Raw genomic sequence first — 26,291 nt, forward strand, 5'->3', positions numbered from 1 at the left:
ACGGCCGCTCGGGCCGCGGCAAAAGCGGAAGAAGATTGATACCATGCAGGTCACCGAGACCCTCAACGAGGGATTGAAGCACGAATTCACGATCAGCGTCCCGGCATCCGATCTCGATGCCAAGGCGGACGCCAAGCTGGTCGACCTCAAGGACAAGGTCCGTCTCAACGGCTTCCGTCCCGGCAAGGTGCCGGTGGCGCATCTGAAGAAGATCTACGGCCGCTCGGTGATGGCCGAGACCATCGACCAGACCATCAGCGACACCAACCGGCAGATCTTCGAAGATCGCGGCTTCCGCCTCGCCGGCGAGCCGAAGATCACAATGCCGACCGAGAAGGACCAGGTCGAGGAATTGCTGTCGGGCAAGACCGACCTGACCTACACCGTCGCGATCGAGGTCGTGCCGCCGATCCAGCTCGCCGATTTCAAGTCGTTCTCGGTCGAGAAGCCGGTGGTCGACGTCTCCGACGCCGACGTCGACGATGCCATCAAGCGGATCGCCGAAGGCAGCCGCCCGTACAATGCCAAGGCCGAGGGCGCTGCGGAGAAGGGCGACCGCGTCACCATCAGCTTCAAGGGCACCATCAACGGTGAGGCCTTCGAGGGCGGCACCGGCGAGGGCATCCAGGTCGTGATCGGCGCCGGCCAGTTCATCCCGGGCTTCGAGGAGCAGCTGATCGGCATCGGCACCAATGAGACCCGCACGCTGAAGGTCTCGTTCCCGAAGAACTATCTGAACGAGAAGCTCGCCGGCCAGCCGGCCGAGTTCGAGACCACGGCAACGCTGATCGAGGCGCCCGGTGAGACCACGATCGACGACGAGTTCGCCAAGACGCTGGGCCTCGAGTCGCTCGACAAGCTGAAGGAAGCCGCCCGCGAGCGCCTGACGGCCGAATTCGCCGGCGCCACCCGCCAGAAGGTCAAGCGCGCGCTGCTCGACCGGCTCGACGAGAGCCACAAATTCGAGGCCCCGCCGTCGCTTGTCGCCGAAGAGTTCAACCTGATGTGGAACTCGATCAAGGCCGAGATGGACTCGTCCGGCAAGACCTTCGCCGACGAGAACACCACCGAGGAAGCGGCAAAGGAGGAGTACCACAAGATCGCCGACCGCCGCGTCCGCCTCGGCCTCGTGCTGTCGGAGATCGGCGAGAAGAACAAGATCACGGTGACCGACGACGAGGTGTCGCGTGCCGTGATCGAGCGCGCGCGCCAGATGCCCGGCCGTGAGAAGGAGGTCTGGGACTACTACCGCAGCAACGCCCAGGCGCTGGCCCAGCTCCGCGCCCCGATCTACGAGGACAAGGTCGTCGACTTCGTCCTGGAGCTCGCCAATGTGACCGAGAAGAAGGTCACCAAGGAAGAGCTGTTCAAGGATGAAGACGCCGAGAAAACTGCCGCCTAATTCCGGCACCTCGCGTTAATGATGAACCGCGAAAGCGCGCCTCGCGACGGGTCCCGTCGCTAGGCGCACCGACGCGAATCAGCTTGAACTTCTGCGACCTGCCCAGGTGGCTAGTGCGGCGAGTTGACGGTCTTGTCGGCCGGAAATTGGCCCATATCTGGGTTAAGCCTTGAGGCAGTAGTCTTGAGCCAAGTAGTCTTGAGCCAAGTAGTCTTGAGCAAAGTTCTGCATCACCCCTAACCCTTGGGTTCTTTCATGCGCGATCCCGTTGAAACCTACATGAACCTCGTGCCGATGGTCGTCGAGCAGACCAATCGCGGCGAACGCGCCTACGACATTTTCTCGCGCCTTCTGAAAGAGCGCATCATCTTCGTCACGGGTCCCGTGGAAGACGGCATGTCGACGCTGATCGTCGCGCAGCTGCTGTTCCTCGAGGCCGAGAATCCGAAGAAGGAAATCTCGATGTACATCAACTCGCCGGGTGGCGTGGTGACGTCGGGCCTTGCGATCTACGACACGATGCAGTTCATCCGTCCGCCGGTATCGACGCTGTGCACGGGGCAGGCCGCGTCGATGGGCTCGCTGCTGCTGGCCGCCGGCGAGAAGGACATGCGCTTCACGCTGCCGAATTCCCGCATCATGGTGCACCAGCCCTCCGGCGGCTTCCAGGGCCAGGCCACCGACATCATGCTGCACGCGCAGGAGATCCTGAATCTCAAGAAGCGCCTCAACGAGATCTACGTGAAGCATACCGGCCAGACCTACAAGGCGATCGAGGACGCGCTCGAGCGCGACAAGTTCCTCACCGCCGAGGACGCCAAGGCGTTCGGCCTCGTCGACAAGGTCATCGACAAGCGTCCGGACGATCCGGCCGCCGCGAAGGCGGCCTGATCTGGGCAGGCATCTCGAGGCGTCGGTGTGATCTCCACATTGACGCCTCACATAACCGGCAAAAGCAGGGCGGTGGACCCGCGGGCGGGTGCATGCGCACAGGCGGAAAGTTCCGGTTTCGTGCTCATATACCGACGTGGTAATCCCGCAACGTTCCGTGGATTTCGACGCGTATTCCACGTGCGATCGTTGAAAATCACGGTATTGTCACGGTCTTGAGCCGGCCATCCGATTAGCGAATTCTTGATAGTCGGGTGCCAGCATGGTTGGCTGTGATGCATCGGCTATGATCGCGGAGATTCGAATAAACCGTGATCCACACGGTCAGTATTGCGTAGGGTCTTTTTTGGTACGGAATTTGCTCTATCTACCCAAGACCCCGGTTTTGTGCCGGATTGGGTCGATCTGGCAAACAAGATCGAACGGCGGACGGAGATAATGAATGAGTAAGGTCGGCACGAGCGACGCCAAGAACACGCTATATTGCTCGTTCTGCGGCAAGAGCCAGCATGAAGTTCGCAAGCTGATTGCCGGACCGACTGTCTTCATTTGCGACGAGTGTGTCGAACTGTGCATGGACATCATTCGCGAGGAGAACAAGTCCTCGCTGGTGAAGTCGCGCGACGGCATCCCGACGCCGAAGGAAATCTGCAAGGTCCTGGACGACTACGTGATCGGCCAGAGCCATGCGAAGAAGGTGCTGTCGGTCGCCGTCCACAACCACTACAAGCGGCTCAACCATCAGACCAAGCACAACGACGTCGAGCTGGCGAAGTCGAACATCCTGCTGATCGGTCCGACCGGTTCGGGCAAGACGCTGCTCGCGCAGACGCTGGCCCGCATCCTCGACGTGCCCTTCACCATGGCTGATGCGACGACGCTGACCGAAGCCGGCTATGTCGGCGAAGACGTCGAGAACATCATCCTGAAGCTGCTGCAGGCCGCCGATTACAACGTCGAGCGTGCGCAGCGCGGCATCGTCTATATCGACGAAATCGACAAGATCAGCCGCAAGTCGGACAATCCCTCGATCACCCGCGATGTGTCGGGCGAGGGCGTCCAGCAGGCGCTGCTGAAGATCATGGAAGGCACGGTGGCCTCGGTCCCGCCGCAGGGCGGCCGCAAGCATCCGCAGCAGGAATTCCTGCAGGTGGATACCACCAACATCCTGTTCATCTGCGGCGGTGCGTTCTCGGGTCTCGAGAAGATCATCTCCGCGCGGGGCCGCTCGACCTCGATCGGCTTCGCGGCGCAGGTGCTCGCGCCGGAGGACCGCCGCACCGGCGAGATCTTCCGTCACGTCGAGCCGGAAGACCTGCTGAAGTACGGCCTGATCCCGGAATTCGTCGGCCGTCTGCCCGTCGTTGCGACGCTGGAGGACCTCGACGAGGCCTCGCTGAAGAAGATCCTGACCGATCCGAAGAACGCGCTGGTGAAGCAGTACCAGCGGCTGTTCGAGATGGAGAACATCGAGCTGACCTTCGCCGACGAGGCGCTTGGCGCGGTCGCCCGCAAGGCGATCGAGCGCAAGACCGGCGCGCGCGGCCTGCGGTCGATCCTGGAGAGCATCCTGCTCGAAACCATGTTCGATCTCCCGGGCCTGGAAGGCGTCGAGGAAGTCGTGATCTCGCGCGAGGTCGTCGAGGGAACGGCGCGTCCGCTCTACATCTACGCGGATCGTTCCGACCGCGCCGTCGAGAGCAGCGCGAGCGCCTAAACGGCGCTCGTCTCGACCCGCCAAAAATGCACGGCTGCCGGACGCTCCGGCGGCCTCGGTGGCGCAGCAGCGGCGCCCTTGCGGCGTAGCAGCAAATGCCTGTTTAGCCTATATTTCCCGACACTTCTGAGACTTGACACCCCCCCGCCTGATAGCCACCTAATGCTATCGGTGAGGGATCTCATGCGTTGAGATTCGTCGCTTCACGATGCGGAATAAGCGGCTGCTGACGGCACTCTCATTCCGGATCACCAAGGCACCTTGTGGCGGTTGCGCAAGCAGGCGGACTGCGTGCAAGGGGGCACAACAAAAGGATTAGGCCATGACGACCTCAAAACCCCGGCCAACGATCGTCCACGGCGAAAGCCACTCCTATCCGGTGCTGCCGCTCCGCGACATCGTCGTCTTCCCGCACATGATCGTGCCGCTGTTCGTCGGCCGCGAGAAATCGATCCGCGCGCTCGAAGAGGTGATGAAGAACGACGCGCTGATCATGCTCGCGACGCAGAAGAACGCGTCCGATGACGATCCGGCACCCGATTCAATTTACGAGACCGGTACGCTCGCCAGCGTCCTGCAGCTCCTGAAACTGCCCGACGGCACCGTGAAGGTGCTGGTCGAGGGCCTCGAGCGCGCGCGCGTCGAGAAGTATTCCGACCGCAGCGAATATTACGAGGCGACCGCGGTCGCACTCGCCGACACGGACGCCAACTCGGTCGAAGCCGAGGCGCTGGCGCGGTCGGTCGTGTCCGACTTCGAAAGCTATGTGAAGCTGAACAAGAAGATCTCCGCCGAAGTCGTCGGCGTGGTTCAGGCGATCACCGATTTCGCCAAGCTCGGCGATACCGTTGCCTCGCATCTCGCGGTCAAGATTGCCGATCGGCAAGCGATCCTGGAGACGTTGTCCGTCACGCAGCGCCTGGAGAAGGTGCTGGGCCTGATGGAGAGCGAGATCTCGGTGTTGCAGGTCGAGAAGCGCATCCGCTCGCGCGTCAAGCGCCAGATGGAGAAGACCCAGCGCGAGTATTACCTGAACGAGCAGATGAAGGCGATCCAGAAGGAGCTCGGCGACGACGAAGGTCGCGACGAGCTGGCCGATCTGGAGGAGAAGATCTCCAAGACCAAGCTGTCCAAGGAAGCGCGCGAGAAGGCCCAGCACGAGCTGAAGAAGCTGCGCCAGATGTCGCCGATGTCCGCGGAAGCGACCGTCGTGCGCAACTATCTGGATTGGCTGCTGTCGATCCCGTGGGGCAAGAAGTCCAAGGTCAAGAAGGACCTCGAGGCCGCGCAGGCGGTGCTGGACTCCGATCACTACGGGCTCGAGAAGGTCAAGGACCGTATCGTCGAGTATCTCGCGGTGCAGTCGCGCGCCAACAAGCTGACCGGACCGATCCTGTGCCTGGTCGGGCCTCCCGGCGTCGGTAAGACCTCGCTTGGCAAGTCGATCGCGAAGGCGACGGGGCGCGAATTCGTGCGCGTGTCGCTCGGCGGCGTGCGTGACGAGGCCGAGATCCGCGGTCACCGCCGCACCTATATCGGCTCGATGCCCGGCAAGATCATCCAGTCGATGCGCAAGGCGAAGACCTCGAACCCGCTGTTCCTGCTGGACGAGATCGACAAGATGGGCGCCGATTTCCGCGGCGATCCGTCGTCGGCGCTGCTTGAGGTCCTGGACCCCGAGCAGAACTCGACCTTCAACGACCACTACCTGGAGGTCGACTACGACCTGTCCAACGTGATGTTCATCACGACCGCGAATACGCTGAATATTCCCGGCCCGCTGATGGACCGCATGGAGATCATCCGGATCGCCGGCTACACGGAGAACGAGAAGGTCGAGATCGCGCGCAAGCATCTGATCCCGAGCGCGCTCTCCAAGCACGGTCTGGACTCCAAGGAATGGTCGATCGACGACGCGGCCTTGCTCTTGATGATCCGCCGCTACACCCGCGAAGCGGGCGTGCGTAACCTGGAGCGTGAGCTCTCCACACTCGCCCGCAAGGCGGTGAAGGAGCTGATGATCTCCAAGAAGAAGTCGGTGAAGGTCACCGAGGCGAACATCGAAGAGTTCCTCGGCGTTCCGAAGTATCGCTTCGGCGAGATCGACGACGAGGATCAGGTCGGTATCGTCACCGGTCTGGCGTGGACCGATGTCGGCGGCGAGCTGTTGACCATTGAAGGCGTCATGATGCCCGGCAAGGGCAAGATGACCGTCACGGGCAATCTGCGCGACGTGATGAAGGAGTCGATTTCGGCGGCGGCGTCTTACGTCCGCTCGCGTGCGATCGTCTACGGCATCGAACCGCCGATGTTCGACCGCCGCGACATCCACGTTCACGTGCCGGAGGGCGCGACGCCGAAGGACGGTCCGTCCGCCGGTGTGGCGATGGCCACCGCGATCATCTCGGTTATGACCGGCATTCCGGTCCGCCACGATGTCGCGATGACCGGCGAGATCACGCTGCGTGGTCGCGTGCTGCCGATCGGCGGTCTGAAGGAGAAGCTTCTGGCTGCCGCCCGCGGGGGCATCAAGACGGTGCTGATCCCGGAGGACAACGCCAAGGATCTCACGGAGATTTCCGATGCGATCAAGGGCGGCATGGAGATCATTCCGGTCTCGCGGCTGGATGAGGTCGTTGCCAAGGCGCTGACCCGCGTGCCGGCGCCGATCGTCTGGGAAGAGGAGACCAGCAAGGTCGACGTCAAGCCCGACGCTTCGGACGAGGCCTCCGGCGGCCTGACGGCGCACTGAGCGAGCTCCAATCGAAGTTAAGAAAACGGCGCCTTCGGGCGCCGTTTTTGCTTTCGCTGTTCGCGATCAGGTCGGGAAGGCTGCGGCTCTGTCCGCGGCGGCAAAGTGCGCCATCTGATCGGCATGCGCTTTTGCGAAAGCCGGCCGGGCCGTGGCGCGCGCGACGTAGTCGCGACACGCGGGATATTCCGCCAGTCCGTCGAAGCGGTCGACCAGGCGCAGCACATCCGCCATGAGAACGTCGGCGACGGAGAACGGCCCGGCCAACCATTTGCGGCCCGTCAGCACCGGCTCCATGTGCCTGAGCCGGGATTGCAGGAAGCCGTCGAAGCGTGTCCATGCCGACGTGCCGCCGCTCTCGCCCGAGAATACCAGGAGCGACCAGGGCAGGCTCGCCATCTCGACCGAGTTGAGCGCGGCGAACAGCCATTTCAAAGCCTCGTTGCGCTGGCGCGGATCGGTCGGCAGCAGCGCGTCGCTGCGCTCGCCGAGATGCAGCAGGATCGCGCCGCTCTCGAAGATCGAGATGTCGCCGTCGGTCAGCCACGGCACTTGGCCGAACGGCTGGTGCGCGAAGTGCTCGGCGCTCCGATCGCGAAATGGCACGCTCGCAACGCGATACGGCAAGCGCGCCTCTTCCAATGCCCAGCGCACCCGGAGGTCGCGCACAAATCCCCGCGGCATCTCCGGAACCCAATCGAAGGTGGTCAGCGTCAGGTCGGCCATTGGGTATCTCCATTTGCTGGCTTCACAGGCAAAAGGACGAACGAATGGCGCGCGTTCCGACACCCCGACGGGCTTTTTCGTCGTTGCGGTACGGAACGATCGAGTTGCCGACGTGGGTACGCCGGCGCCGGAACTAGTCTTTCCTCTCGACGATGAAATTGCCGATCGCGCCGAGTGCCATCAGCACGCTGGTGCCGAGGAACACCGCGGGCATGCCGATATGGCCGCCGATGAAGCCGCCTGCGAGCGGGCCGATCACCTGGCCGGCATATTGCGCCGAGATCGAATAGCCGAGCATGCTGCCGGTGACCGCATCGGGCACGTTGTGCCGGATCACGCTCGCGATGCAGGGCAGCAGGCCGCCGAGCGCGAGCCCCATCAGGAAGCGGAGCAGGATCAACTGCCAGCCGCTGACCACGAAGGCCTGCGGGATCAACAGCAGCGCCGAGACAGCAAGGCAGATGGTGATGATCCGCCAGTGGCCGACCCGATCGGCCAGCTTGCCGAGATGCGAGGACGACAACAGGCTGCCGAAGGCCGCCGCCGACATCACGAGGCCGGCAACGAACGTCACCTGCGGTGTCTTGACGAGTTGCGCGACATAGACCGTGATGATCGGCTCGATCGACATGTTGGCGACCATCAGCAGCAGGCCCGTTCCCCACATCGCGACGACAGGGCGCTTGTCCGGGACCAGCGACCAGCCGCCACGCGCCTTGCCGCCTTTCGTGGTCTTCGGGCGTGCTTCCTCTCGGATCAGGAACGTCGTGCCGAGGAAGGTGAAGAAGATGACGCCGCCGATCAGGAAGAAGGTCGCGCGGATGCCGATCAGCCCCGGCAGCACGCCGCCGATCAAGGGGCCGACCAGGCTGCCGGCCATGATGCCGGCCGACAGCACGCCGATTGCCCAGCCGGACCGCGCCTTCGGCGTCTGCGCCGCGACCAGCACGGTCGAACCCGACGCGTAGCCGCCGAGTAGGCCGGTCAGCAGCCGCAGGCCGACCAGCTCGTAGACATTGTGCGCCATGCCGATCAGCGACATGGCGATCGCCATGCCGAGGCTGGCGCGGATCAGCATCAGCTTGCGGCCGTAGCGATCGGCGAGTCGTCCCCACAGGGGGGCCGTCAGCGCCGCGCTGAAAAAGGTTGCGCCATAGGCGACGCCCGACCATTGCACGATCGCGGCGTGATCGGTCACGCCGAGCTGCTCGACATAGAGCGGCAGGAACGGCAGCAGCAGCGTCATCCCCACGATTGTCGTGAAGGAGCCGAACACGCAGACGATCAAATTGCGTTTCCAGGGGCCCGCGTCGAGCAGGGCTTCGCGATCGACTTCGATGTTCATGTCAGCGCAGCCCGATCACGGCGAAGCCGCGCGCCCGCAGGCCGCGGCGATCCTCGTTGAGCGAACGCAGCAGGCGATCGCGGGTATCGGTGATGTGGTCGGCGGCCTCGCGCGCGGCGGCCTCCGGATCGTTGGCCTTGATGAAGCCGAGGATGCGCCGGTGCTCGCGCCAGGCCTGCTCGCGCGACGGCTCGGTCCACACTTCCAGCCAGCGCGCCCGCGACAGCCGGGTCATGGCGCCGGCGATCGCCTTGACGATGAAGGGATTGCCGGAGAGCCGCGCGATCTCGACATGGAAATCGGTGCCGACCCGGTGCCATTCTTCGCGCGGTGCGCCGGACTGGCAGGCGTCCAGCATTTCCTCGACGCCGGCGATATCGGCCGCGCTCGCCCGCGCGCAGGCGAGGCGCACCGCCGTGGTCTCCAGGGGAATCCGGAACTCGGCCAGCGCCTCCAGCTCACCGAGGTCGATCGGTGCGACGATCCAGTTGCGGCCGTCGCGACGCACCAGCTCTTCGCCTTCGAGCCGGACCAGCGCCGCACGGATCGGCGTGCGCGATCCCTCGAACCGGCTCTCCAGCCAGCGCTCGGTCAGCCGCTCGCCAGGGCCCAGGTCGAGGGACAGGATCATCTCCCGGAGCTGGTCATGGATCTGAAGCATCTGCGACATGGCGCCGTCCTTTGGCCGCCGCTTGGCGGGAGCGGAATCTCGGTCTGGCGAGTTTCGTATCCCGATTTGGTATCCCAAACAAGGCGAGTACGGGATACCAGCGTTGCTCCGCCAAAGGAGACGGCGGGCCGAGGCCGGAGCCCTGGACGATGGAACCGCGCCCACGGCGGCTGCTTTGTTGGACGGAATTGGAGCGCGCCACATGCGTATCGACGGGCAATGCCATTGCGGGGCTATCACCTATCAGGCCGAGATCGACCCCGAACGGGTCTCGATTTGCCATTGCACGGACTGCCAGGCGCTGACCGGCTCGCCCTATCGCGTCACGGTGATCTGTAGCGCCGAACAGGTCCGGCTCACCGCAGGTGTGCCGAAGCTCTACGGCAAACGGGGCGACAATGGCGGGATTCGCTTCCAGCACTTTTGCGGCGATTGCGGTTCGCCGCTGTTCACGAGCGGCGAGGACGGCGGGCCCGACGACTGGGGCATCCGCTGGGGCAGCATTCGCCAGCGCGGCCAGTTGACCCCGCGACGTCAGGTCTGGTGCCGCTCCGCCGCGCCATGGATCAATGATCTCAAGGAATTGCTGGCGCGCCCCAAGGATTGGAGCTGACGGATTGAGGCGTTTGCGACCTTGCGCCCTGAGGGCTGGCGAGGCTAAAGAGGCGCGCTGGCAAGGGCGGTTAGCTCAGCGGTAGAGCACTGGTTTTACACACCATTGGTCGGGAGTTCGATCCTCTCACCGCCCACCATTCGCGACCCTCAGGCGCAGCCTTTCGAGCGGCCCAGCCGACCGGATGAGCGGGCATGCTTCTCCCGATGATTGGGAGATTGCATCGGCGCTTGCCCGTTGAGGTAAAGGCGCTGGATCCAGCCCTACGGTTGCAGCATCCTGATGGTCGCGATCGGCCATTTCCCGATGTGGCCCTTGATCGAGATGCGCAACCCATGAGATTCGTCCAGAAACACGCCCTCGACGGTGCCCGCGGTTCCATCGGTGAGAACCGCGGCTCGTCCGACCAGCTCCGCCTCCGCTTGCACATGCTCGCGCAGGATGACGGTGGCGCGGTGTTTCACGAGCTGCAAAGCGGCCTCTGGGTTGATGAGCCCTACGGAGCAAGTCCATTGCACGGCTCTCGGTGAACGCGTGGAGAGGGCGCGATCCCGACCGTGGCGTGGATGGGGTGGCCGGGACCGCGCTTGCTCCGCGCTGGCGTGGCAAGTGTCGTTCGATGGCCGATCGAGCGAAAGGTGCCGAAAGTCACGCGCTCAGGTTTGATGCCGACGCTGCCACGATGCTATTCTGTCCGCCTAACCGGGAACTCGATGTATGCGCAAACTCGCCGCGATTTTTCTTCTCACCATGATTGCCGGACCCGCATTCGCGCAGTCGGATCACGTTCAGCGCTATCGCGAAGAGGTCGAGAAGTCGCCGGCCGATGTGGCCAACGAGGCGCGGCAGCAGCGTGCCTATCAGCGTGCGCTCAGCGGTGTGCCGGATCAGAAGCCGACCGATCCCTGGGGCATTGCGCGCAGCGACGGGCAGGGCGCGCCCAAGGCGAATGCCGCGAAGCCGAAGCCGGCCAAGCCCACGAGCGCAGCCGCCAAATAATCTCCGAGCGCGGATCGGGTCGATGAAATACTACGTCTGCAAATTGACAGGACCGCGCCCGACCTTTCCGCAGGACATGACGCCGCAGGAAGCCGCCATCATGCAGGCGCACGTCGCCTATTGCGGCGAACTGCTGCAAGCCGGCAAGGCGCTGGTGTTCGGGCCGGTCGCCGATCCCGCCGGCGTCTGGGGCCTCGGCGTGCTGCAACTGCCCGACGACGCCGATCCGCAGGAGATCATCGCCAACGATCCCGTCACCAAGGCTAATGCCGGATTCACCTATCAGGTGATGCCGATGCTGCGCGCCGCGACGGGCGAGAGCTGCTAGGGCATGATCCGGAAAAGTGCGAAGCGGTTTTCCCCAAACATGAGACGACAGAAGCTTCCTGAGAAGGTTTGGATCGCATGAACGCAAGCCACCCGCAAAACGCCGATCAGATCGCGTACTGGAACGGGCCGGGCGGTCAGCGCTGGGCCACACGGCAGGCCGCGCAGGACATCGTGCTGCAACCGGTGCTCGACCTCCTGATCGATCGCGCCGCGCCGAAAGCCGGCGAACGCGTCGTTGATGTCGGCTGTGGCAGCGGCGCCTCGAGCTTCGCGCTGGCGGCCAAGGTCGCGCCCGCTGGTCACGTGCTCGGCGTCGATGTCTCGGAGCCGATGCTGACGCGGGCGCGGCAGAGCGCGCCGCAGGGTTTGCCGGTCGAGTTCGCGCTGGCCGATGCGACCGTCTATCCCTTTGTCGGCGAGAGCTTTGATCTGTTGGCCTCGCGCTTTGGCGTGATGTTCTTTGCCGATCCCGTGGTGTCGTTCGCCAATCTGCACAAGGCGATGAAGCCGACGGGCCGTCTCGCCTTCGCCTGCTGGCAGGAGCCGCGCGAAAATCCGTTCTTCATGACGCCGCTTGCTGCCGTCTACAAGCACGTGCCGAAACTGCCGCCGCTCGGGCCCGAGGATCCCGGCCCTTTCGCGTTCGCCTCCGAGGCGAGGGTGAAGCGGATCCTGGGCGAAGCCGGCTTCTCCGGCATTGCCATGGAGCCGTGCCGGATTGAGCTCGATGTCGCGACCGGGCGCGGCATCGATGCCGCGATCCAGGGCGCGCTCGAGATCGGGCCTGCCAGCCGCGCGCTGGAAGGGCACACCGATGAGGTGCGCGCTGCGGCGATCGCCTCGATGCGCGAGGCGCTGGCGCCGTTCGTCAAGGGCGATGCGGTGCTGCTGCCCGGCGCGATCTGGATCGTGACGGCGCGGGCCTGATCAGGCCTTCTCTTCCCAGATCATCGCCAGGTGCACGATGGTCTGCACGGCTTTTTCCATGTCCTGCCGGCTGACCCATTCGAGCCGCGAATGGAACGCGTGCTCGCCGGCGAAGATGTTCGGGCAGGGCAGGCCCATGAAGGACAGCCGCGAGCCATCGGTGCCGCCGCGGATCGAGGTCTTCACCGGCGTGAGGCCGGCGCGCTCGATCGCCTCGATCGCATAGGCCACGATCTGCGGGTGGCGATCGATCACATCCTTCATGTTACGGTACTGCTGCTTGACCTCCATGCGGTAGGTCGAGCGCGGATAGGCCTTCATGACATCGTTCACGATGTCTTCCAGCAGCGCTTCCTTCTGCTTCAGGCCGGCCTCGGTGAAATCGCGCACGATGAAGTCGATCCGCGCGTTCTCCAGCGCGCCCGAGATCGCGACCGGATGCAGGAAGCCTTCCTTGCCCTCGGTGGTCTCGGGCGAGCAGGTGTCCTTGGGCAGGCGATCGACGATCGCGGCGGCGATCTTGATCGCGTGCTCCATTTTGCCCTTGGCGAATCCCGGATGGGTCGCGACGCCTTCGATGATGATGCTGGCGCCGTCGGCCGAGAAGGTCTCGTCCTCGATATGGCCGGCGGTCTCGCCGTCCATGGTGTAGCCGAAATCGGCCCCCAGCTTCTTGATGTCGACCTTGTCGACGCCGCGGCCGATTTCCTCGTCCGGCGTGAACAGGATCTTGATGGTGCCGTGCTTGACCTGCGGATTGGTGACCAGGAAATCCGCGGCATCCATGATCTCGGCAAGGCCCGCCTTGTTGTCGGCGCCGAGCAGGGTGGTGCCGTCGGTGGTGATGATGTCGTTGCCGATCTGGTCGGCCAGCGCTTCGTGCTCGGCGGGGCGGATCACCTGCGAGGCATCGGCGGGAAGCACGATGTCGCCGCCACGATAGTTCTTCACGACCTGCGGCTTGACGTTCTTGCCGGTGCAGTCGGGGGAGGTGTCCATGTGCGAGCAGAAGCAGATCACCGGCACCGTCTTGTCGGTGTTGGCCGGGATCGTCGCATAGACGTATCCGTGCGGATCAAGATGCGCGTCGGATACTCCCATCGCCTGCAGCTCGGCGACCAGCAGGCGCCCGAGATTCTTCTGCTTCTCGGTGGAGGGGCAGGTCGGTGAATCCGGATCGGACTGGGTATCGATCACGACATAGCGCAGGAAGCGCTCGGTGACGGTGTGCTTGAAGTCGAGAGCCGGAGCCAGCATGAAAACCGCGCAAAAACAGGGAAAAGGAACAATGCGCTTTGGCGAAGTTGGTTCGCGCGAGCAAACCGCGTCAAGGCGAGTTTCGAAGGACAATAACAGAAAAGCGCCACTCCGGGGCCGCGTCACGAGCCGGAATGGCGCTTTGCCTTAACGGAGAGAGAAGGCGCTAGACGGCTTCCTTCAGCTCCTTGGCGGCGCGGAAGGCGACCTTCTTGCTTGCCTTGATGTGGATCTGTTCGCCGGTCGCCGGGTTGCGGCCCATGCGGGCGGCGCGCTTGCGGACCTGCAGGATGCCGAGGCCGACGATCCTGATGCGCTCGCCCTTCTTGAGGTGCTTGGTGATCCTTGTGACCATGTCGGTCAGGATCGCCTCGGCCTGCTTCTTGGACAGCTCCTGCTCTTCGGCGATGGCCGCCGCCAAATGCTTCAGCGTGATCGTCGCCGGTGTCGCTGCTTTCTTCGCCATGTCTGGCCCTCCTCGTTGCTGAATGGCTGGATTGCTGCTTTCACGCGAATGGCGCGCCGTTCGCGTCGGGAAAGTGCGTCCGGACAAGTCCTGAAAACCGCCGGTTCCGGGAACGGGCAGCGCCGGGCCGGCCACAGGAAACCCAGACGTATCAGGCCTTATTTGATTCGGGGCTTCGCTGACTACGCCGTTTCCCCTGAAAACAGGCGACAACTCGCGCCGGCGCCGCGAAAATGCCGACGCTGTGCAGGGATCCGCAACGTCCTTGACTAACCGGATGCGGGCCTTTATGCCCTCGGTCCTGCGCGGATCAATCCGATGATCGGCATCCGCGGGAGTAGCTCAGTTGGTTAGAGCGCCGCCCTGTCACGGCGGAGGCCGCGGGTTCGAGTCCCGTCTCTCGCGCCATTCATTTCAATGACTTAGCAGCGTGTTTGGCCCGGAACCATCGGACCCTCAGGGCCGGTGCCGTAACGAGTTGGTTGCTCTCCCTGTTCACTGCACTTGGCGACTGTCACGACAGCTCAGGACGCCGCGAGGCCGACGGCGCCGACCGGTTGAGCGGCCTGCTCGGGCCTGACGGATAATGCCGTCCGCTGTTCGGGCGTCAGCCACCACAGCAGGAACAGCAGCGCTATGCCGTTCGACAGCAGGCCTGTCGTGAGCGGCACGTTCATGATCGCCTGAACTGCGATGCCGGACGAAACCGCGATGAAGCGCGGCGACAGGTGCTTTGAGACCATCGATCCCACCGACAGGATCAGGCCGCAGACAAGCGCCGACAGCGGGGCGAGCGCAAGACCGACCGACGCGATGCCCTCGGTGGCGAGGAACGACGCGTTGAAATTGCCGTCCTGATAGATCGCTCCAAGGGTCGGGCCGAGTTCGCCGTACGGGCAGGCGGTCATGTATCGCACGACGGTGATCTGGCAGAACCGGGTGAGCTCGCGGTGCGCGAAGAAGTCGGCGTATTGATCGAGGGCGAGCGACGGGATCGCGACGAAGCGCAGATTGATGGCGCTGAACACGATGTAATTCTTGTCGGCGACGAGAATGACGAAAGCCAAAAGGCCGATGAGCATCGGGATCAGAAATGCGAGCACCGTGGCCAGCCGCGGCTCGAACCGGCCGTACAGCCAGAACAGAAACGGCAGCCAGATCGGCAGCAGCAGCACGGTCTTGTTGTTGACGACGGGATAGAAGCAAAGCGCAAGCAGCAGCACACCGGCCGCCGGAATCCATCGCCTGCGGGATGCGAAATGCGCGAACAGATAGGGCAGGACTGCGCCGATCATGATCCCGGTGAGATAGTTCATTAGCGCCGGCCGCACGACGGCGGTGCGGGCTGCGCCATAGGGATTGCCAAGATTGGCCCCGTAGGAGATGTCGCCGACCAGCACGGCGAAGCACGACGCCAACAGCAGAACCGCGATGCGCTTGACGGCCGTTTCGGACAAATCGGGCCGCCAAACCGGGATGTTCTGCAGCATCAGAGGGATCATCGCGGCGGCCAGCGCGGCGATCATGGCCCAGCGGGCGATGGCGTGCGGATAGTCGAATGCGCTGAAGAAGCTGAGCCAGACGAAGCCGAACACGGCTGACAGCAGCGAGAAGCCCACCAGATAACCGAAGCTGAACCGTGTCGCGACGAACGCCGGGACGAACGCGACCATGATGGCGGTGCCGAGGACGGCCTGCGCGGTGATGCCGGATCGCCAGACATGCATCGCCGGGAATGCGTGCCCGCAGGCGATCATCGAGACGACGCTGAGGACGAAGAACCCGGGGATCGTGACCCCGACAACCAGGTCATCGCGCGTCAATGTCATCGGTCCGTCCGAATCCGAAAGCTGCCGGGCAGCTAGCCGGTCGGCCCTGGACGAAGCAAGTAAAGCAATATCTCGGTCTGTGTTGTTATGTTTCTGCTTGGCGATTCGTCACCGCGACGCCTTATTGAATTCACAGAACGGCAACACGTTGTCTTGATCAGGCAAAGAATGCGGCGACCGCGTTGAGGTCGGATTGTCCCGGCGCATCGCCGCGCAGATTGGCGTCGATCACGCGGCGGCAGGCGTCAACCGTGTGGGTGTCGCCCAATTCGTTGGCGGCCTCGAGGATCGACCAGACCGTGTCCAAGGGAACGTCGCTCTGCACGGTTGCCTTCGGGTCTGACAGCATCGACGGGGCCGCGGTTAGAATTCGAACAGGTCGCGGCCGTGCCGCGCCAGGTTGTGCAGGTCCGCCACCGTGCCGCGCACCGCGTTGCAGCGGCGGCATTCGATGATGGTGTCGCCGGATGCGTGCGCCGGATCGGCGACCTTGATCGCCAGGCTGCCGCAATCCGTGCAGATGATCTTGAATCCGGTTGAAATTACTTGCTGCTGCAAATTCATTGTGGCCTGCGCCTCTGTTGACGCCGACCTTAACCGAACAACTTTTAAGACTGGGGTCGCGGAGCGGATTGCAATCGAGCGACCGCGTTAGGACGCGATTAAGACTTCGCTGCGGCCGCGCGGCCCTGCAGATGCAGCGTCGGCCTGCCGAGCCCGGCCGCGGCGGCGCGCACGGCATCGCGGGCATTGACGGTGATGATGCCGGCAGCGTGGGCCCAGACCGCGAGGTCGGAGGCGCTGTCGCCGGCGTAGATGAAGCCCCCGGGAAATGTCTTCCGCAACAGGTCGGCCTTGTTCGCGCCCTTGAGATTATGTTCGCCGTCGGAGGCGAGCACCTGGTCGATCCAGGGCAGACGCGACGCCAGCTTCTGTGCGAGCAGCGCGTCGGCCGCGGTTGCCAGCACGATGCGGCGGCCGGCCGCGTTCTCGCGCTCGGCCAATGCGACGACGTCCTGGTGCAGTTCGATCCGGCTCCAGTCGATGTGCTGGCGCTGTGCGAGCCGGCGTTTCAGCGCCGCGCGGCCGCGCGTCAGCCAAACGGCGCAAGACACGGCGATCAGCGGATTGCGGCGCAGGATCGAGAAGAAGCTCAGATAGAGCAGGTCGCCCGTGATCAGCGTGCCGTCGAGGTCGAGCACCAGCGGCAGCGATGCCGGGAGGCCGAGCAACGGGGGCGCCCCGTCGGTGCGGGAAGCATCCTGCGGCTTCGCAATGTCGTCGCCGTCGAGGCGAGGCTCAGTCATTTGCGGCGCTCAGCCGGGTTGCGACCTTGCACACGTCGATCGCGCGCGCCCCGGTCTCGATGGTCCTGCAATCGCCGTAGCCGAACTTGCTCGCAAAGGCCACACACTCCTGGTCCGAGCTCGAGGACCAACAAAAAAGGCCGCCCGAGGGCGACCGTTTTGTCTGCCGAAGCCTGAACGCGTCTTAGCGGACCGTCGAGGTGCCCGAGGAGGTGATCGCCACCGGTTTGCCGGCCTTGACGACCTGCGTGGACTGGGCGGTCTGGGTGAAATCCGCGTTGTTCCGGGCCGAGATGCCGAGCGCCGCAATCCCGATCGCCGCAACAAGGGCAACCACCACAATCTTGAGATGGGTCGCGCGGTCAGCTGAATGGATCGAGTGGTTCATGGTCGCCTCCGGGCCTCTGTGCGCCGTCTATGGCAGGTACTGGTAGGCCCCATCTGTTTCCGGATCGTTTCGTGAGTTCCGGGAAATGGTTTCGTGCCACGGGCGGATTGGTTTCACCGTGCCTTGCGTCACACTGGCGGCCGGCTAAAACTGGCCGCGAGCGTGGACATGCGCTTGGGAGAAAAACAATAATGATAACAATGAGAATGACCCGACGCCGGGTGCTGGGAACCGGTTCTGCTGCAGTTGCCGCCACGATGTTTGGTAAGCCGGCCCTTGCCGCCGCCGAGTTCGATCTCAAGCTCGGCGTCAACACTCCGGAAACCCATCCGCTAACAATGCGCCTGACTGAGGCCGCCAAGGCGGTCGGCGCGCAGTCGTCCGGCCGGGTCCACATCACGGTGTTCGCCAACAGCCAGCTCGGCGGCGATCCGGAGATGCTGTCGCAGGTCCGGGCCGGCGGGATCGAGCTGTTGGCGGCGCCCAGCATGACGCTGTCGACGCTGGTGCCGCTGTCGGGGCTGCCCAGCATCGGTTTCGCCTTCCAGTCCTACGACCAGGTCTGGGCGGCGATGGACGGCGGCGTCGGCGACCTCGTGCGCGAGGCGATCACGAAGACCGGCGTCGTGCCGCTGAAGAAGGTCTGGGACAACGGCTTCCGCCAGATCACCTCGTCGTCGAGCCGGCAGCTCAACAGCGTCGACGATCTCAAGGGTTTCAAGATCCGCGTGCCGGTGACGGCATTGCTGACGTCGCTGTTCTCAGGGCTCGGCGCATTGCCGTCGAGCATCTCCTACAGCGAGCTCTATTCGGCGCTGCAGACCCACATCGTCGAAGGGCAGGAGAATCCGCTGGCGCAGGTCTCCACCGGAAAGCTCTACGAGGTGCAGAAATTCTGCGCGCTCTCGAACCATTGCTGGAGCGGCTACTGGATCCTCGGCAACCGCCGCACGATGGCGGGCCTGCCGCCCGATCTGCTCGAGCTCATCAATGCCGCGTTCGACGCCGCGGCGGTGAAGGAGCGCGCCGATCTGGTCGAAATGGACCGCTCGCTGCAGGCCGAGCTGACCGAGAAGGGCATGACGTTCAACAAGCCCGATCCCGTGCAGTTCAGGGCCGCATTGGTGAAGGCCGGCTTCTACACGCAGTGGCAGAAGACCTACGGCGCGGACGCCTGGGCGGCGCTGGAGAAGTATACCGGGAAGCTGACGTGAGCGCCGCCTGACATCACGCGCAGGCTCGGCTGAGACGGGTGCTAGCTCGCGCGCGCGATGTCGGCGCGGATCGCGCGCCGCCCACACGAACAGCAGGGCACCGAGCGTCGTCGTGAGCGCGGCCGACAGCAGCGAGTAGCGAACCGCATCGACGCCGTAGGTGCCCTTCAGCGCGTCGTTGATCATGCCGACGGCGAGGGGGCCGACGCCCTGGCCGAAGCAAGTCGCGGTCAGCAGCACGATCGCCGAGGCCAGCGCGCGCATGCTGGGTTTTGCCACCGTCTGCGCGATCGCGAAGATCGGGCCGAGATGGAGGCCGACCATGAACGAGGTCAGCGCCAGCGTCGCGACCATCAGCGTGAAGCTTTGCGTGAGCATGCACAGCGCGAACACCGGGCCGGCGAGGCCGGACATGATCGCGGGCGCCCACAGCTTCCAGCGGTCGTCGCGACGGCCGATCTGCGCCACCACGAGGCCACCGACCAGCGTGCCCGCCATGCCGGCGAGACCCTTGAAGGTGCCGGCATAGGTGCCGATCTCGGCGCTGGAGAGGTGATGGATGCGCGCCAGGAACGGCGGGATCCACACCGCGGTGGCGTAGTTGGTGTAGGTCGTCAGACAAAAGCCGATCAGCACGATGACGAAGCTCGGCTGCGATACCAGGAAGCGGAATGTCGGCCCGATCGGCTCGGCCTTGAAGGTCTCGGCCATTGCGCCGCGCTTCGGTTCGGCGATCGTCAGCCACAGCACGGCGGCGAGCGCGATGCCGGGCAGGCCCGCGGTGAAGAACGCCATCCGCCAGCCATAGTGCTGGTTGACATAGCCGCCGATGAAATAGCCGAGGAAGACGCCGAGATAGGTGCCGATCGCGTAGATGCCGAGCGCGCGCGGTCGTTCGTTCTTGTCGAAGAGATCGGCGATCATCGATTGCGAGGCCGGCGTTCCCGCTGACTCCCCGATACCGACGCCGACCCGGGCCAATGCCAGCGTCGTGACGCTGGAGGCGAGGCCGCAGAGATAGGTCATCGCGCTCCAGAACGCGAAGGCGATCGCGACGATGTTGCGGCGGTTGAGACGATCGGCCATCCGCGCGATCGGAATGCCGAGCAGCGAATAGAACAGCACGAAACCGAACCCGGCGAGCAGGCCCATCGTGGTGTCGCTGAGCGTGAACTCCTTCTTGATCGGTTCGATCAGCACGTTGAAGATGGTGCGGTCGAGGAAGTTGAGGGCGTAGATGATCGTGAGCAAGGCGAGGACGTAGTAGCGGCGCGCCGAGGGCGCGGCCGCAGCTTGGGTTGGCGCGGCCGCTTGCGGTGCGACATCGACCATGACTTCCTCCCCCGGATCTTCTTTATTGTTGTTGCTTGCGCGCGGGCCTTACGCCTCGCGGATGTAATTCCCTGCCTCGAATTCGACCGGCCTCGTGTCGGCGTCGAACGACACCCCGATCGGGTCGCGGCCGGCGGCCATGGCCTCGAGCTGGTCAGAGAGCATCCGGCGGATCATCAGGATGCCGCGGTCGCTCTGGCCGAAATGCTCTTCCGAATGGATCGTCACCGCTCCTTGGCCGACCTGGGCCTCATAGTCGCCGGGGAATTGCTGGTGCTCGGCCTCGGTCATGTCCCACCAGAACTTGCCGTTGAACTTCGAGCGCATTCGCCCGATATCGCCCGCGTTCTTGACCCGGCCGGCGACGTAGATGCGAAACGAGGTGTCGTCGATCGGCAGGGTCCAGCCGATCGATTCGACGCGCGCGAACTGAGCGACGCGCGGATTGGGCACGACGCGGAGTGTGGGGAGGGCGGCCTCGGTGACGCGGTAGAACACCTTGCCGTCGTGCTGCCTGCGGATCGAACGCACCGCGACGCCGCGCGGCGACATCTCGAACTTCACCTCGGGCATCGAGGCCATCATGTTGGTGAACTGCGGCCCTGAGAACGAGCCGTGCAGCACCGGCACATGATAGGGGTCGGCGACGTTCTCGAAATGCTGCAGCCAGTTGCAGGGGATCACGGCAGGGCCGCCGCCGCCGATCGAGGAATCATCGGCCTCGACGAACTCGCCGTCGTCCATGTTCTCCAGGCACTCGTAGCGCGGCAGCATCGGCCGTTTCTCGGCCGGCCCCAGATAGGCGAAGATCAGGCCGTAGCGTTCCTGCACCGGATACCAGGGCTGGCGCACCTTGTCCTTGAACAGGCCGCCGTCGGGCTCGCAGGGTTGTTCGAGGCAGCGGCCCTCGGTGTCGAACTTCCAGCCGTGATAGCAGCAGCGGAGGCCGTCTTCCTCGACCTTGCCGTAATAGAGTGTGGTGCCGCGGTGGCAGCAGCGCGCATGCAGCAGGCCGACCCGGCCATGCCGGTCGCGGAACAGGATCAGGTCTTCGCCAAGCGCGCGGACTTTTCTGGGGATATCGGTGGCGTCACCGGTGAGGCCGACCGGGTGCCAATACCGGCGCAGCAGCTCGCCCATCGGCGTGCCGCGGCCGACCGAGGTGAGCTCGGTCCGGGTGCTGGACGGCTTCATCGCATAGGCCGTGCCGAGATCGCGGTCCCGCTGGGTGATCGTCATGTTGTCCTCCCCGCCGCTGGTCTGGCGCCGGCGGCTGTTCTATCGTTGACCAAGTCAACGATAGATCGATGACATTGTCAACGATCTCGTTGAGCTTGGCAGCGCGCGGCTTTGTTGGCAGAGGTTGGTGATGACCGAGAAGCTCAGGACTGAGAGGGCCTTGCCGCCGGAGGCCGTTGTCGATTCCGAACTGGCGCCGATCACCGCGATGATGTCGTCGCGGCTGATGGTGCTGGCGAACTTGCTCAGGCGCGGCGCGATGCTGCGCTACAAGCGCCTGACCGGCCTGTCGTCGGTCGAGTTCGGCCTGGTCGCCTCGCTCGGCCGGCGGCCGCCGATGAGTGTGGTGCGGCTCGCCGAGGCCGTCGGCATGGACAAGGGGCAGATCAGCCGGGCGCTCGCCGAACTCGTGGCGCGCAAGCTGGTGGCGAAGGCGGCCAATCCGCGCGACAACCGGGAGACTTTGGTCTCTCTTACCAAGGCCGGCTTGGCCGCCCATGATGCCATCGTGGCCGGCGCGCAGGAGCGAAACCGGCGTCTGCTGGAACAGCTTGCGCCGGGGGATCTCGAGCTGCTGCTCGGACACATCGATCGGCTCACCCTGACCGCCGCCGAGATGCTCGCTGCCGAACGGGGGCTGGGCTGATATGGGAAGAGCGCAGGGCACGGGATGGCCGTCGCGGCGTTGCCCATGGAGGCAAGCGCATCCGCCTGATGAGGCCAAGAGCCCGCGGGAAGGACGGTAAAAGCGTCAAAATAGCTTGTCTTGCGCCCCCTGTTGCGCTGCGCTAAAGCCTCAAGAACAATTCCAATCAACGAATCTGCGGCACGTCCGAAACCGCAGCAAGAAGGCCTCGCCGATGACCGGCATCCTGCAGAATTATCTCCCACTTGTGGTCTTTATCGGAGTTGCGAGCCTGATCGGTCTGGCGCTCCTGATCGCGCCGTTCCTGGTCGCGTTCCAATCGCCGGACCCGGAAAAGCTGTCCGCCTATGAATGCGGATTCAACGCTTTTGACGACGCCCGCATGAAGTTCGACGTCCGCTTCTATCTGGTGGCGATCCTCTTCATCATCTTCGACCTCGAAGTGGCGTTCCTGTTCCCCTGGGCCGTGGCGTTCGGAAAGCTCGGCGCCACCGGGTTCTGGTCGATGATGGTGTTCCTGGCCGTGCTGACGGTCGGGTTTGCGTATGAATGGAAGAAAGGCGCGCTCGAATGGGATTGAGCCCCACCGCCGCAACCTCCCAGCCGGCGATTGCCAAATCTGAGATCGCCATGGCTCCGAAGGGGATTCTTGATCCGTCGACCGGCAAGCCGGTCGGCGCCAATGATCCGTTTTTCCTCGAGGTCAATCACGAGCTGTCCGACAAGGGCTTCTTCGTCGCCGCGGCCGATGACCTCATCACCTGGGCGCGCACCGGCTCCCTGATGTGGATGACCTTCGGTCTCGCCTGCTGTGCGGTCGAGATGATGCAGGTCTCGATGCCGCGCTATGACGTCGAACGCTTCGGCTTCGCACCGCGCGCCTCGCCGCGGCAGTCCGACGTGATGATCGTTGCGGGCACCCTGACCAACAAGATGGCGCCCGCGCTGCGCAAGGTCTACGACCAGATGCCGGAGCCGCGCTACGTCATCTCGATGGGCTCCTGCGCCAATGGCGGCGGCTACTATCACTACTCCTATTCGGTGGTGCGTGGCTGCGATCGCATCGTGCCGATCGACATCTACGTGCCGGGCTGTCCGCCCACGGCGGAAGCGTTGCTCTACGGCGTGCTGCTGCTGCAGAAGAAGATCCGCCGTATCGGCACCATTGAACGCTAAGGTTTCAGGTATGGACGACGGCAAGCTCGACGCCCTTGGGCAGACGATCGTGAGCGCGCTTCCGGGCGCGGCCACGGCGCACTCGGTCGCGTTCAATCAACTCACTATCGACGTCGAGATTGGCAGAATCGTGGAGGTCGCACGTTTTCTGCGTGACGATCCCGGCTGCCGCTTCGTCAACGTCACCGACGTGACCGCAGTCGACTATCCGAGCCGCGAGAAGCGCTTCGACGTTGTCTACCATCTGCTGTCGCCGACGCTGAACGCGCGCATCCGTTTGCGCGGCCAGGCCGACGAGACCACGCAGGTGCCGTCGATCATCGGCGTCTTCCCCGGCGCCGACTGGTTCGAGCGCGAGACCTACGACCTGTATGGCGTGATCTTCACCGGTCATCCGGACATGCGCCGCCTGCTGACGGATTACGGCTTCGACGGCCATCCGCTGCGCAAGGATTTCCCGCTCACCGGCTTCGTCGAGGTCCGCTACGACGACCAGGAGAAGCGAGTGCTGTATGAGCCGGTCCGGCTCAACCAGGAATTCCGCAAGTTCGATTTCCTGTCTCCGTGGGAGGGGGCTGACTACCCCTTGCCGGGTGACGAAAAGGCGAAGGCGGAACCGAAGGCCTGATCATGAACGAACAGAATCTTCGCAATTTCACCATCAACTTTGGACCGCAGCATCCGGCGGCGCACGGCGTGCTGCGCCTCGTGCTGGAGCTCGATGGCGAAGTCGTCGAGCGCGTCGATCCGCATATCGGCCTGCTTCACCGCGGCACCGAGAAGCTGATCGAACACAAGACCTATCTGCAGGCAATTCCGTATTTCGACCGGCTCGACTACGTCGCGCCGATGAACCAGGAGCATGCGTTCTGCCTCGCGGCCGAAAAGCTGCTCGGCATCACGGTGCCGCGCCGCGGCCAGCTGATCCGCGTGCTCTATTGCGAGATTGGCCGCATTCTCTCGCACCTGCTCAACGTCACCACGCAGGCGATGGACGTCGGCGCGCTGACCCCGCCGCTGTGGGGCTTCGAAGAGCGCGAGAAGCTGATGGTGTTCTATGAGCGCGCCTCGGGCTCGCGCATGCACGCGGCGTTCTTCCGCGTCGGCGGCGTGCATCAGGACCTGCCGCCGAAGCTGATCGACGACATCGAGACGTGGTGCGATCCGTTCCTCAAGGTGGTCGACGACCTCGATCGGCTGCTCACCGGCAACCGCATCTTCAAGCAGCGCAACGTCGATATCGGCGTGGTGCCGCTGAAGGAAGCCTGGGAGTGGGGCTTCTCCGGCGTGATGGTGCGCGGCTCGGGCGCGGCCTGGGACCTGCGCAAGTCGCAGCCCTATGAGTGCTACGCCGAGATGGATTTCGATATTCCGATCGGCAAGAACGGCGACTGCTACGACCGCTATCTGATCCGCATGGAAGAGATGCGCCAGTCGGTGCGCATCATGAAGCAGTGCATCCAGAAGCTTAAAGCACCCGACGGGCAGGGCCCGGTCGTGGTCGAGGACAACAAGATCGCGCCGCCGCGCCGTGGTGAGATGAAGCGCTCGATGGAAGCGCTGATCCATCATTTCAAGCTGTACACCGAAGGCGTGCACGTGCCGGCCGGCGAAGTCTACGCCGCGGTCGAGGCGCCGAAGGGCGAGTTCGGCGTCTACCTCGTCGCCGACGGCACCAACAAGCCCTACAAGTGCAAGATCCGCGCGCCGGGCTTCGCCCATCTGCAGGCGATGGATCACATCTGCAGGGGCCATCTGCTGGCCGACGTTTCCGCCATCCTGGGCTCGCTGGACATCGTGTTCGGCGAGGTCGACCGGTGACGATGTTCGCATCCGCACCGCGCGCAATGAGAGTTTGATCGATGTCCGTCCGCCGCCTTGCCCCGAAGGAATTGCAGCCCGCGAGCTTCACGTTCACGGACGAGAATCTCGCCTGGGCCAAGAAGCAGATCGAGAAATATCCGCCGGGCCGGCAGGCTTCGGCTTCGATCGCGATCCTGTGGCGCGTGCAGGAGCAGCACGACGGCTGGGTCTCGGAAGCGGCGATCCGCGCCGTCGCCGACCTGCTCGAGATGCCGCATATCCGCATGCTGGAGATCGCGACCTTCTACACCATGTTCCAGCTCTCGCCGGTCGGCAAGAAGGCCCATGTGCAGGTGTGCGGCACCACGCCGTGCCGGCTGCGCGGCGCCGCCGACCTGATCGAGGTCTGCCAACATCGCATCCATCACGATCCCTTCCAGCTGTCGAAGGACGGCAACTTCTCCTGGGAAGAGGTCGAGTGCTTAGGGGCCTGCGTGAACGCGCCGATGGTGCTGATCTGGAAGGACACCTATGAGGACCTGACCAAGGAAAGCTTCGGCAAGGTGCTCGACGGCTTTGCCGCCGGCAATCCGCCGAAGCCGGGTCCGCAGATCGACCGTCAGTTCTCGGCGCCCGCGGGCGGGCCGACGACGTTGAAGGAAACCACCTGATGACGGGCTTTCAGGTGCTGGCAAACGGGCAGGAAAACAAGGCAGGGAGGGGCGCTGCGATGAAGGCCTGGCGCACGATCGCCCTGCATACCGTTGTCGCGGCGGGCTTCATGTTCCTGCTGCAACGCTACGGCCTGAGCGCCACGCTGGAATCCAGCCTGTTGTGGGCCATCGTGTTCGGCGGCTGCGCCGCCGGGCTCGCTTATTCGCAAGCCAATCGGTGATGTTCGGAAAGTTTTGAGCATGCTCGACGACAAGGACCGCATCTTCAAGAACCTCTACGGCCTGCATGATTGGGGCCTCGAGGGCGCGCGCCGCAGAGGCGCCTGGGATGGCACTAAAGGGATCATCGACAAGGGACGCGACTGGATCATCAACGAGATGAAGGCGTCGGGCCTGCGCGGCCGCGGCGGCGCCGGCTTCCCGACCGGCATGAAGTGGTCCTTTATGCCGAAGGAATCCAAGGACGGCCGTCCGAGCTACCTCGTCGTCAACGCCGACGAGTCGGAGCCGGGCACCTGCAAGGACCGCGAGATCATGCGGCATGACCCGCACCTTTTGGTCGAGGGCTGCTTGCTCGCGAGCTTCGCG

28 protein-coding genes, 2 tRNA genes and 2 pseudogenes are annotated in these 26,291 nt (G+C 64.2%); 19 read left to right on the plus strand and 13 right to left on the minus strand.

Annotated elements, in window-relative coordinates:
• Nucleotides 1-43 precede the first annotated feature (43 nt).
• The 4 genes from tig to lon all read left to right on the plus strand — a co-directional run bounded on the left by tig (nt 44) and on the right by lon (nt 6,762).
• The gene (gene tig / locus PMN64_RS18710) at nt 44-1,402 is read left to right on the plus strand and encodes a trigger factor (RefSeq protein WP_038385054.1); all 1,359 of its coding nucleotides are present in this window, start codon (nt 44-46) and stop codon (nt 1,400-1,402) included.
• A gap of 255 nt (nt 1,403-1,657) precedes the next feature.
• Nucleotides 1,658-2,293 carry an ATP-dependent Clp protease proteolytic subunit gene (locus PMN64_RS18715; protein WP_016847729.1) on the plus strand — a complete coding sequence of 212 codons (636 nt, stop codon included), beginning with the start codon at nt 1,658-1,660 and terminating at the stop codon, nt 2,291-2,293.
• Nucleotides 2,294-2,735: 442 nt separating this feature from the next.
• The gene (gene clpX / locus PMN64_RS18720) at nt 2,736-4,010 is read left to right on the plus strand and encodes an ATP-dependent Clp protease ATP-binding subunit ClpX (RefSeq protein ID WP_024583449.1); all 1,275 of its coding nucleotides are present in this window, start codon (nt 2,736-2,738) and stop codon (nt 4,008-4,010) included.
• Nucleotides 4,011-4,332: 322 nt separating this feature from the next.
• Nucleotides 4,333-6,762, plus strand: coding sequence for an endopeptidase La (gene lon / locus PMN64_RS18725; protein ID WP_038385055.1), 2,430 nt, complete (start codon nt 4,333-4,335; stop codon nt 6,760-6,762).
• A gap of 66 nt (nt 6,763-6,828) precedes the next feature.
• On the opposite strand, the gene PMN64_RS18730 is transcribed toward lon, so the two are convergent.
• The 3 genes from PMN64_RS18730 to PMN64_RS18740 all read right to left on the minus strand — a co-directional run bounded on the left by PMN64_RS18730 (nt 6,829) and on the right by PMN64_RS18740 (nt 9,503).
• Nucleotides 6,829-7,488 carry a glutathione S-transferase family protein gene (locus tag PMN64_RS18730; protein WP_028340151.1) on the minus strand — a complete coding sequence of 220 codons (660 nt, stop codon included), beginning with the start codon at nt 7,486-7,488 and terminating at the stop codon, nt 6,829-6,831.
• A gap of 133 nt (nt 7,489-7,621) precedes the next feature.
• Nucleotides 7,622-8,833 (minus strand): MFS transporter, encoded by a 1,212-nt coding sequence (locus PMN64_RS18735; protein ID WP_304495561.1) that lies wholly within the window; start codon nt 8,831-8,833, stop codon nt 7,622-7,624.
• 1 nt (nt 8,834) lies between these two features.
• Complete coding sequence (locus tag PMN64_RS18740; RefSeq protein WP_028340149.1) at nt 8,835-9,503, minus strand: GntR family transcriptional regulator; 669 nt, start codon at nt 9,501-9,503, stop codon at nt 8,835-8,837.
• 202 nt (nt 9,504-9,705) lie between these two features.
• On the opposite strand from PMN64_RS18740, the gene PMN64_RS18745 reads away from it, so the two are divergent.
• Both PMN64_RS18745 and PMN64_RS18750 read left to right on the plus strand, forming a co-directional pair.
• The gene (locus PMN64_RS18745; protein ID WP_304495560.1) at nt 9,706-10,116 is read left to right on the plus strand and encodes a GFA family protein; all 411 of its coding nucleotides are present in this window, start codon (nt 9,706-9,708) and stop codon (nt 10,114-10,116) included.
• Between the two features lie 64 nt (nt 10,117-10,180).
• Nucleotides 10,181-10,255 (plus strand) — tRNA-Val (locus PMN64_RS18750).
• A 124-nt stretch (nt 10,256-10,379) separates the two neighbouring features.
• On the opposite strand, the gene PMN64_RS18755 is transcribed toward PMN64_RS18750, so the two are convergent.
• Entirely contained in the window at nt 10,380-10,589 is a 210-nt protein-coding gene (locus tag PMN64_RS18755; protein WP_016847733.1) for a hypothetical protein, read from the minus strand.
• A gap of 244 nt (nt 10,590-10,833) precedes the next feature.
• Here PMN64_RS18755 and PMN64_RS18760 point away from each other — a divergent pair, with 244 nt between their 5' ends.
• From PMN64_RS18760 to PMN64_RS18770, 3 genes are all read left to right on the plus strand, one after another.
• Nucleotides 10,834-11,115 (plus strand): hypothetical protein, encoded by a 282-nt coding sequence (locus tag PMN64_RS18760; RefSeq protein ID WP_028340146.1) that lies wholly within the window; start codon nt 10,834-10,836, stop codon nt 11,113-11,115.
• Between the two features lie 22 nt (nt 11,116-11,137).
• Nucleotides 11,138-11,443: a YciI family protein gene (locus PMN64_RS18765; RefSeq protein ID WP_304495559.1), complete on the plus strand. Its 306-nt coding sequence runs from the start codon at nt 11,138-11,140 to the stop codon at nt 11,441-11,443.
• 77 nt (nt 11,444-11,520) lie between these two features.
• Complete coding sequence (locus tag PMN64_RS18770) at nt 11,521-12,372, plus strand: class I SAM-dependent methyltransferase (RefSeq protein WP_304495558.1); 852 nt, start codon at nt 11,521-11,523, stop codon at nt 12,370-12,372.
• Here PMN64_RS18770 and pepT read toward each other — a convergent pair whose 3' ends face one another.
• Nucleotides 12,373-13,629 (minus strand): peptidase T, encoded by a 1,257-nt coding sequence (gene pepT / locus PMN64_RS18775; RefSeq protein WP_411781701.1) that lies wholly within the window; start codon nt 13,627-13,629, stop codon nt 12,373-12,375. It lies immediately after the preceding gene.
• Between the two features lie 166 nt (nt 13,630-13,795).
• Nucleotides 13,796-14,119: an HU family DNA-binding protein gene (locus tag PMN64_RS18780; protein ID WP_259171327.1), complete on the minus strand. Its 324-nt coding sequence runs from the start codon at nt 14,117-14,119 to the stop codon at nt 13,796-13,798.
• Nucleotides 14,120-14,426: 307 nt separating this feature from the next.
• Between PMN64_RS18780 and PMN64_RS18785 the strand changes: the two genes are divergently transcribed.
• Nucleotides 14,427-14,503, plus strand: a tRNA-Asp gene (locus tag PMN64_RS18785).
• 116 nt (nt 14,504-14,619) lie between these two features.
• Here PMN64_RS18785 and PMN64_RS18790 read toward each other — a convergent pair.
• From PMN64_RS18790 to PMN64_RS18810, 5 genes are all read right to left on the minus strand, one after another.
• Nucleotides 14,620-15,924 (minus strand): hypothetical protein, encoded by a 1,305-nt coding sequence (locus PMN64_RS18790; RefSeq protein WP_411781702.1) that lies wholly within the window; start codon nt 15,922-15,924, stop codon nt 14,620-14,622.
• A 157-nt stretch (nt 15,925-16,081) separates the two neighbouring features.
• Complete coding sequence (locus PMN64_RS18795) at nt 16,082-16,273, minus strand: hypothetical protein (protein ID WP_028340141.1); 192 nt, start codon at nt 16,271-16,273, stop codon at nt 16,082-16,084.
• Between the two features lie 14 nt (nt 16,274-16,287).
• Nucleotides 16,288-16,488: a hypothetical protein gene (locus PMN64_RS18800; protein WP_209945024.1), complete on the minus strand. Its 201-nt coding sequence runs from the start codon at nt 16,486-16,488 to the stop codon at nt 16,288-16,290.
• A gap of 98 nt (nt 16,489-16,586) precedes the next feature.
• Nucleotides 16,587-17,231 carry a haloacid dehalogenase-like hydrolase gene (locus tag PMN64_RS18805; protein WP_411781703.1) on the minus strand — a complete coding sequence of 215 codons (645 nt, stop codon included), beginning with the start codon at nt 17,229-17,231 and terminating at the stop codon, nt 16,587-16,589.
• Nucleotides 17,232-17,415: 184 nt separating this feature from the next.
• A complete protein-coding gene (locus PMN64_RS18810; RefSeq protein WP_411781704.1) occupies nt 17,416-17,619 on the minus strand; it encodes a hypothetical protein in 204 nt (67 codons plus the stop codon).
• A 200-nt stretch (nt 17,620-17,819) separates the two neighbouring features.
• On the opposite strand from PMN64_RS18810, the gene PMN64_RS18815 reads away from it, so the two are divergent.
• Nucleotides 17,820-18,833 (plus strand): TRAP transporter substrate-binding protein, encoded by a 1,014-nt coding sequence (locus tag PMN64_RS18815; RefSeq protein WP_411781705.1) that lies wholly within the window; start codon nt 17,820-17,822, stop codon nt 18,831-18,833.
• Nucleotides 18,834-19,091: 258 nt separating this feature from the next.
• Here the strand turns inward: PMN64_RS18815 and PMN64_RS18820 are convergent.
• Together PMN64_RS18820 and PMN64_RS18825 are read right to left on the minus strand one after the other, a co-directional pair.
• A pseudogene (locus tag PMN64_RS18820) lies at nt 19,092-20,165 on the minus strand (spinster family MFS transporter); the annotation flags it as partial.
• A gap of 48 nt (nt 20,166-20,213) precedes the next feature.
• Nucleotides 20,214-21,404 (minus strand): Rieske 2Fe-2S domain-containing protein, encoded by a 1,191-nt coding sequence (locus PMN64_RS18825; RefSeq protein ID WP_411781706.1) that lies wholly within the window; start codon nt 21,402-21,404, stop codon nt 20,214-20,216.
• A 130-nt stretch (nt 21,405-21,534) separates the two neighbouring features.
• Here PMN64_RS18825 and PMN64_RS18830 point away from each other — a divergent pair, with 130 nt between their 5' ends.
• From PMN64_RS18830 to PMN64_RS18865, 8 genes and pseudogenes are all read left to right on the plus strand, one after another.
• The gene (locus PMN64_RS18830) at nt 21,535-22,050 is read left to right on the plus strand and encodes a MarR family winged helix-turn-helix transcriptional regulator (RefSeq protein ID WP_050384956.1); all 516 of its coding nucleotides are present in this window, start codon (nt 21,535-21,537) and stop codon (nt 22,048-22,050) included.
• Between the two features lie 214 nt (nt 22,051-22,264).
• Complete coding sequence (locus tag PMN64_RS18835; protein ID WP_018271860.1) at nt 22,265-22,630, plus strand: NADH-quinone oxidoreductase subunit A; 366 nt, start codon at nt 22,265-22,267, stop codon at nt 22,628-22,630.
• Between the two features lie 50 nt (nt 22,631-22,680).
• On the plus strand, nt 22,681-23,226 hold the full coding sequence (locus PMN64_RS18840; protein ID WP_018271859.1) for a NuoB/complex I 20 kDa subunit family protein: 546 nt from the start codon (nt 22,681-22,683) through the stop codon (nt 23,224-23,226).
• A 10-nt stretch (nt 23,227-23,236) separates the two neighbouring features.
• Nucleotides 23,237-23,854, plus strand: a complete 618-nt coding sequence (locus PMN64_RS18845) for an NADH-quinone oxidoreductase subunit C (protein ID WP_411781707.1) — start codon at nt 23,237-23,239, stop codon at nt 23,852-23,854.
• Between the two features lie 2 nt (nt 23,855-23,856).
• On the plus strand, nt 23,857-25,047 hold the full coding sequence (locus tag PMN64_RS18850) for an NADH-quinone oxidoreductase subunit D (protein WP_028340132.1): 1,191 nt from the start codon (nt 23,857-23,859) through the stop codon (nt 25,045-25,047).
• A gap of 41 nt (nt 25,048-25,088) precedes the next feature.
• On the plus strand, nt 25,089-25,700 hold the full coding sequence (gene nuoE / locus PMN64_RS18855) for an NADH-quinone oxidoreductase subunit NuoE (protein WP_411781708.1): 612 nt from the start codon (nt 25,089-25,091) through the stop codon (nt 25,698-25,700).
• Nucleotides 25,700-25,924 (plus strand): hypothetical protein, encoded by a 225-nt coding sequence (locus tag PMN64_RS18860; RefSeq protein WP_411781709.1) that lies wholly within the window; start codon nt 25,700-25,702, stop codon nt 25,922-25,924. Before nuoE ends, PMN64_RS18860 begins: the two co-directional genes overlap by 1 nt.
• A gap of 19 nt (nt 25,925-25,943) precedes the next feature.
• A pseudogene (locus PMN64_RS18865) lies at nt 25,944-26,291 on the plus strand (NADH-quinone oxidoreductase subunit F); the annotation flags it as partial.

Origin of the sequence: Bradyrhizobium sp. UFLA01-814 (assembly GCF_046718885.1) — a bacterium.
GTDB classification, from domain to species: Bacteria; Pseudomonadota; Alphaproteobacteria; order Rhizobiales; family Xanthobacteraceae; genus Bradyrhizobium; species Bradyrhizobium elkanii.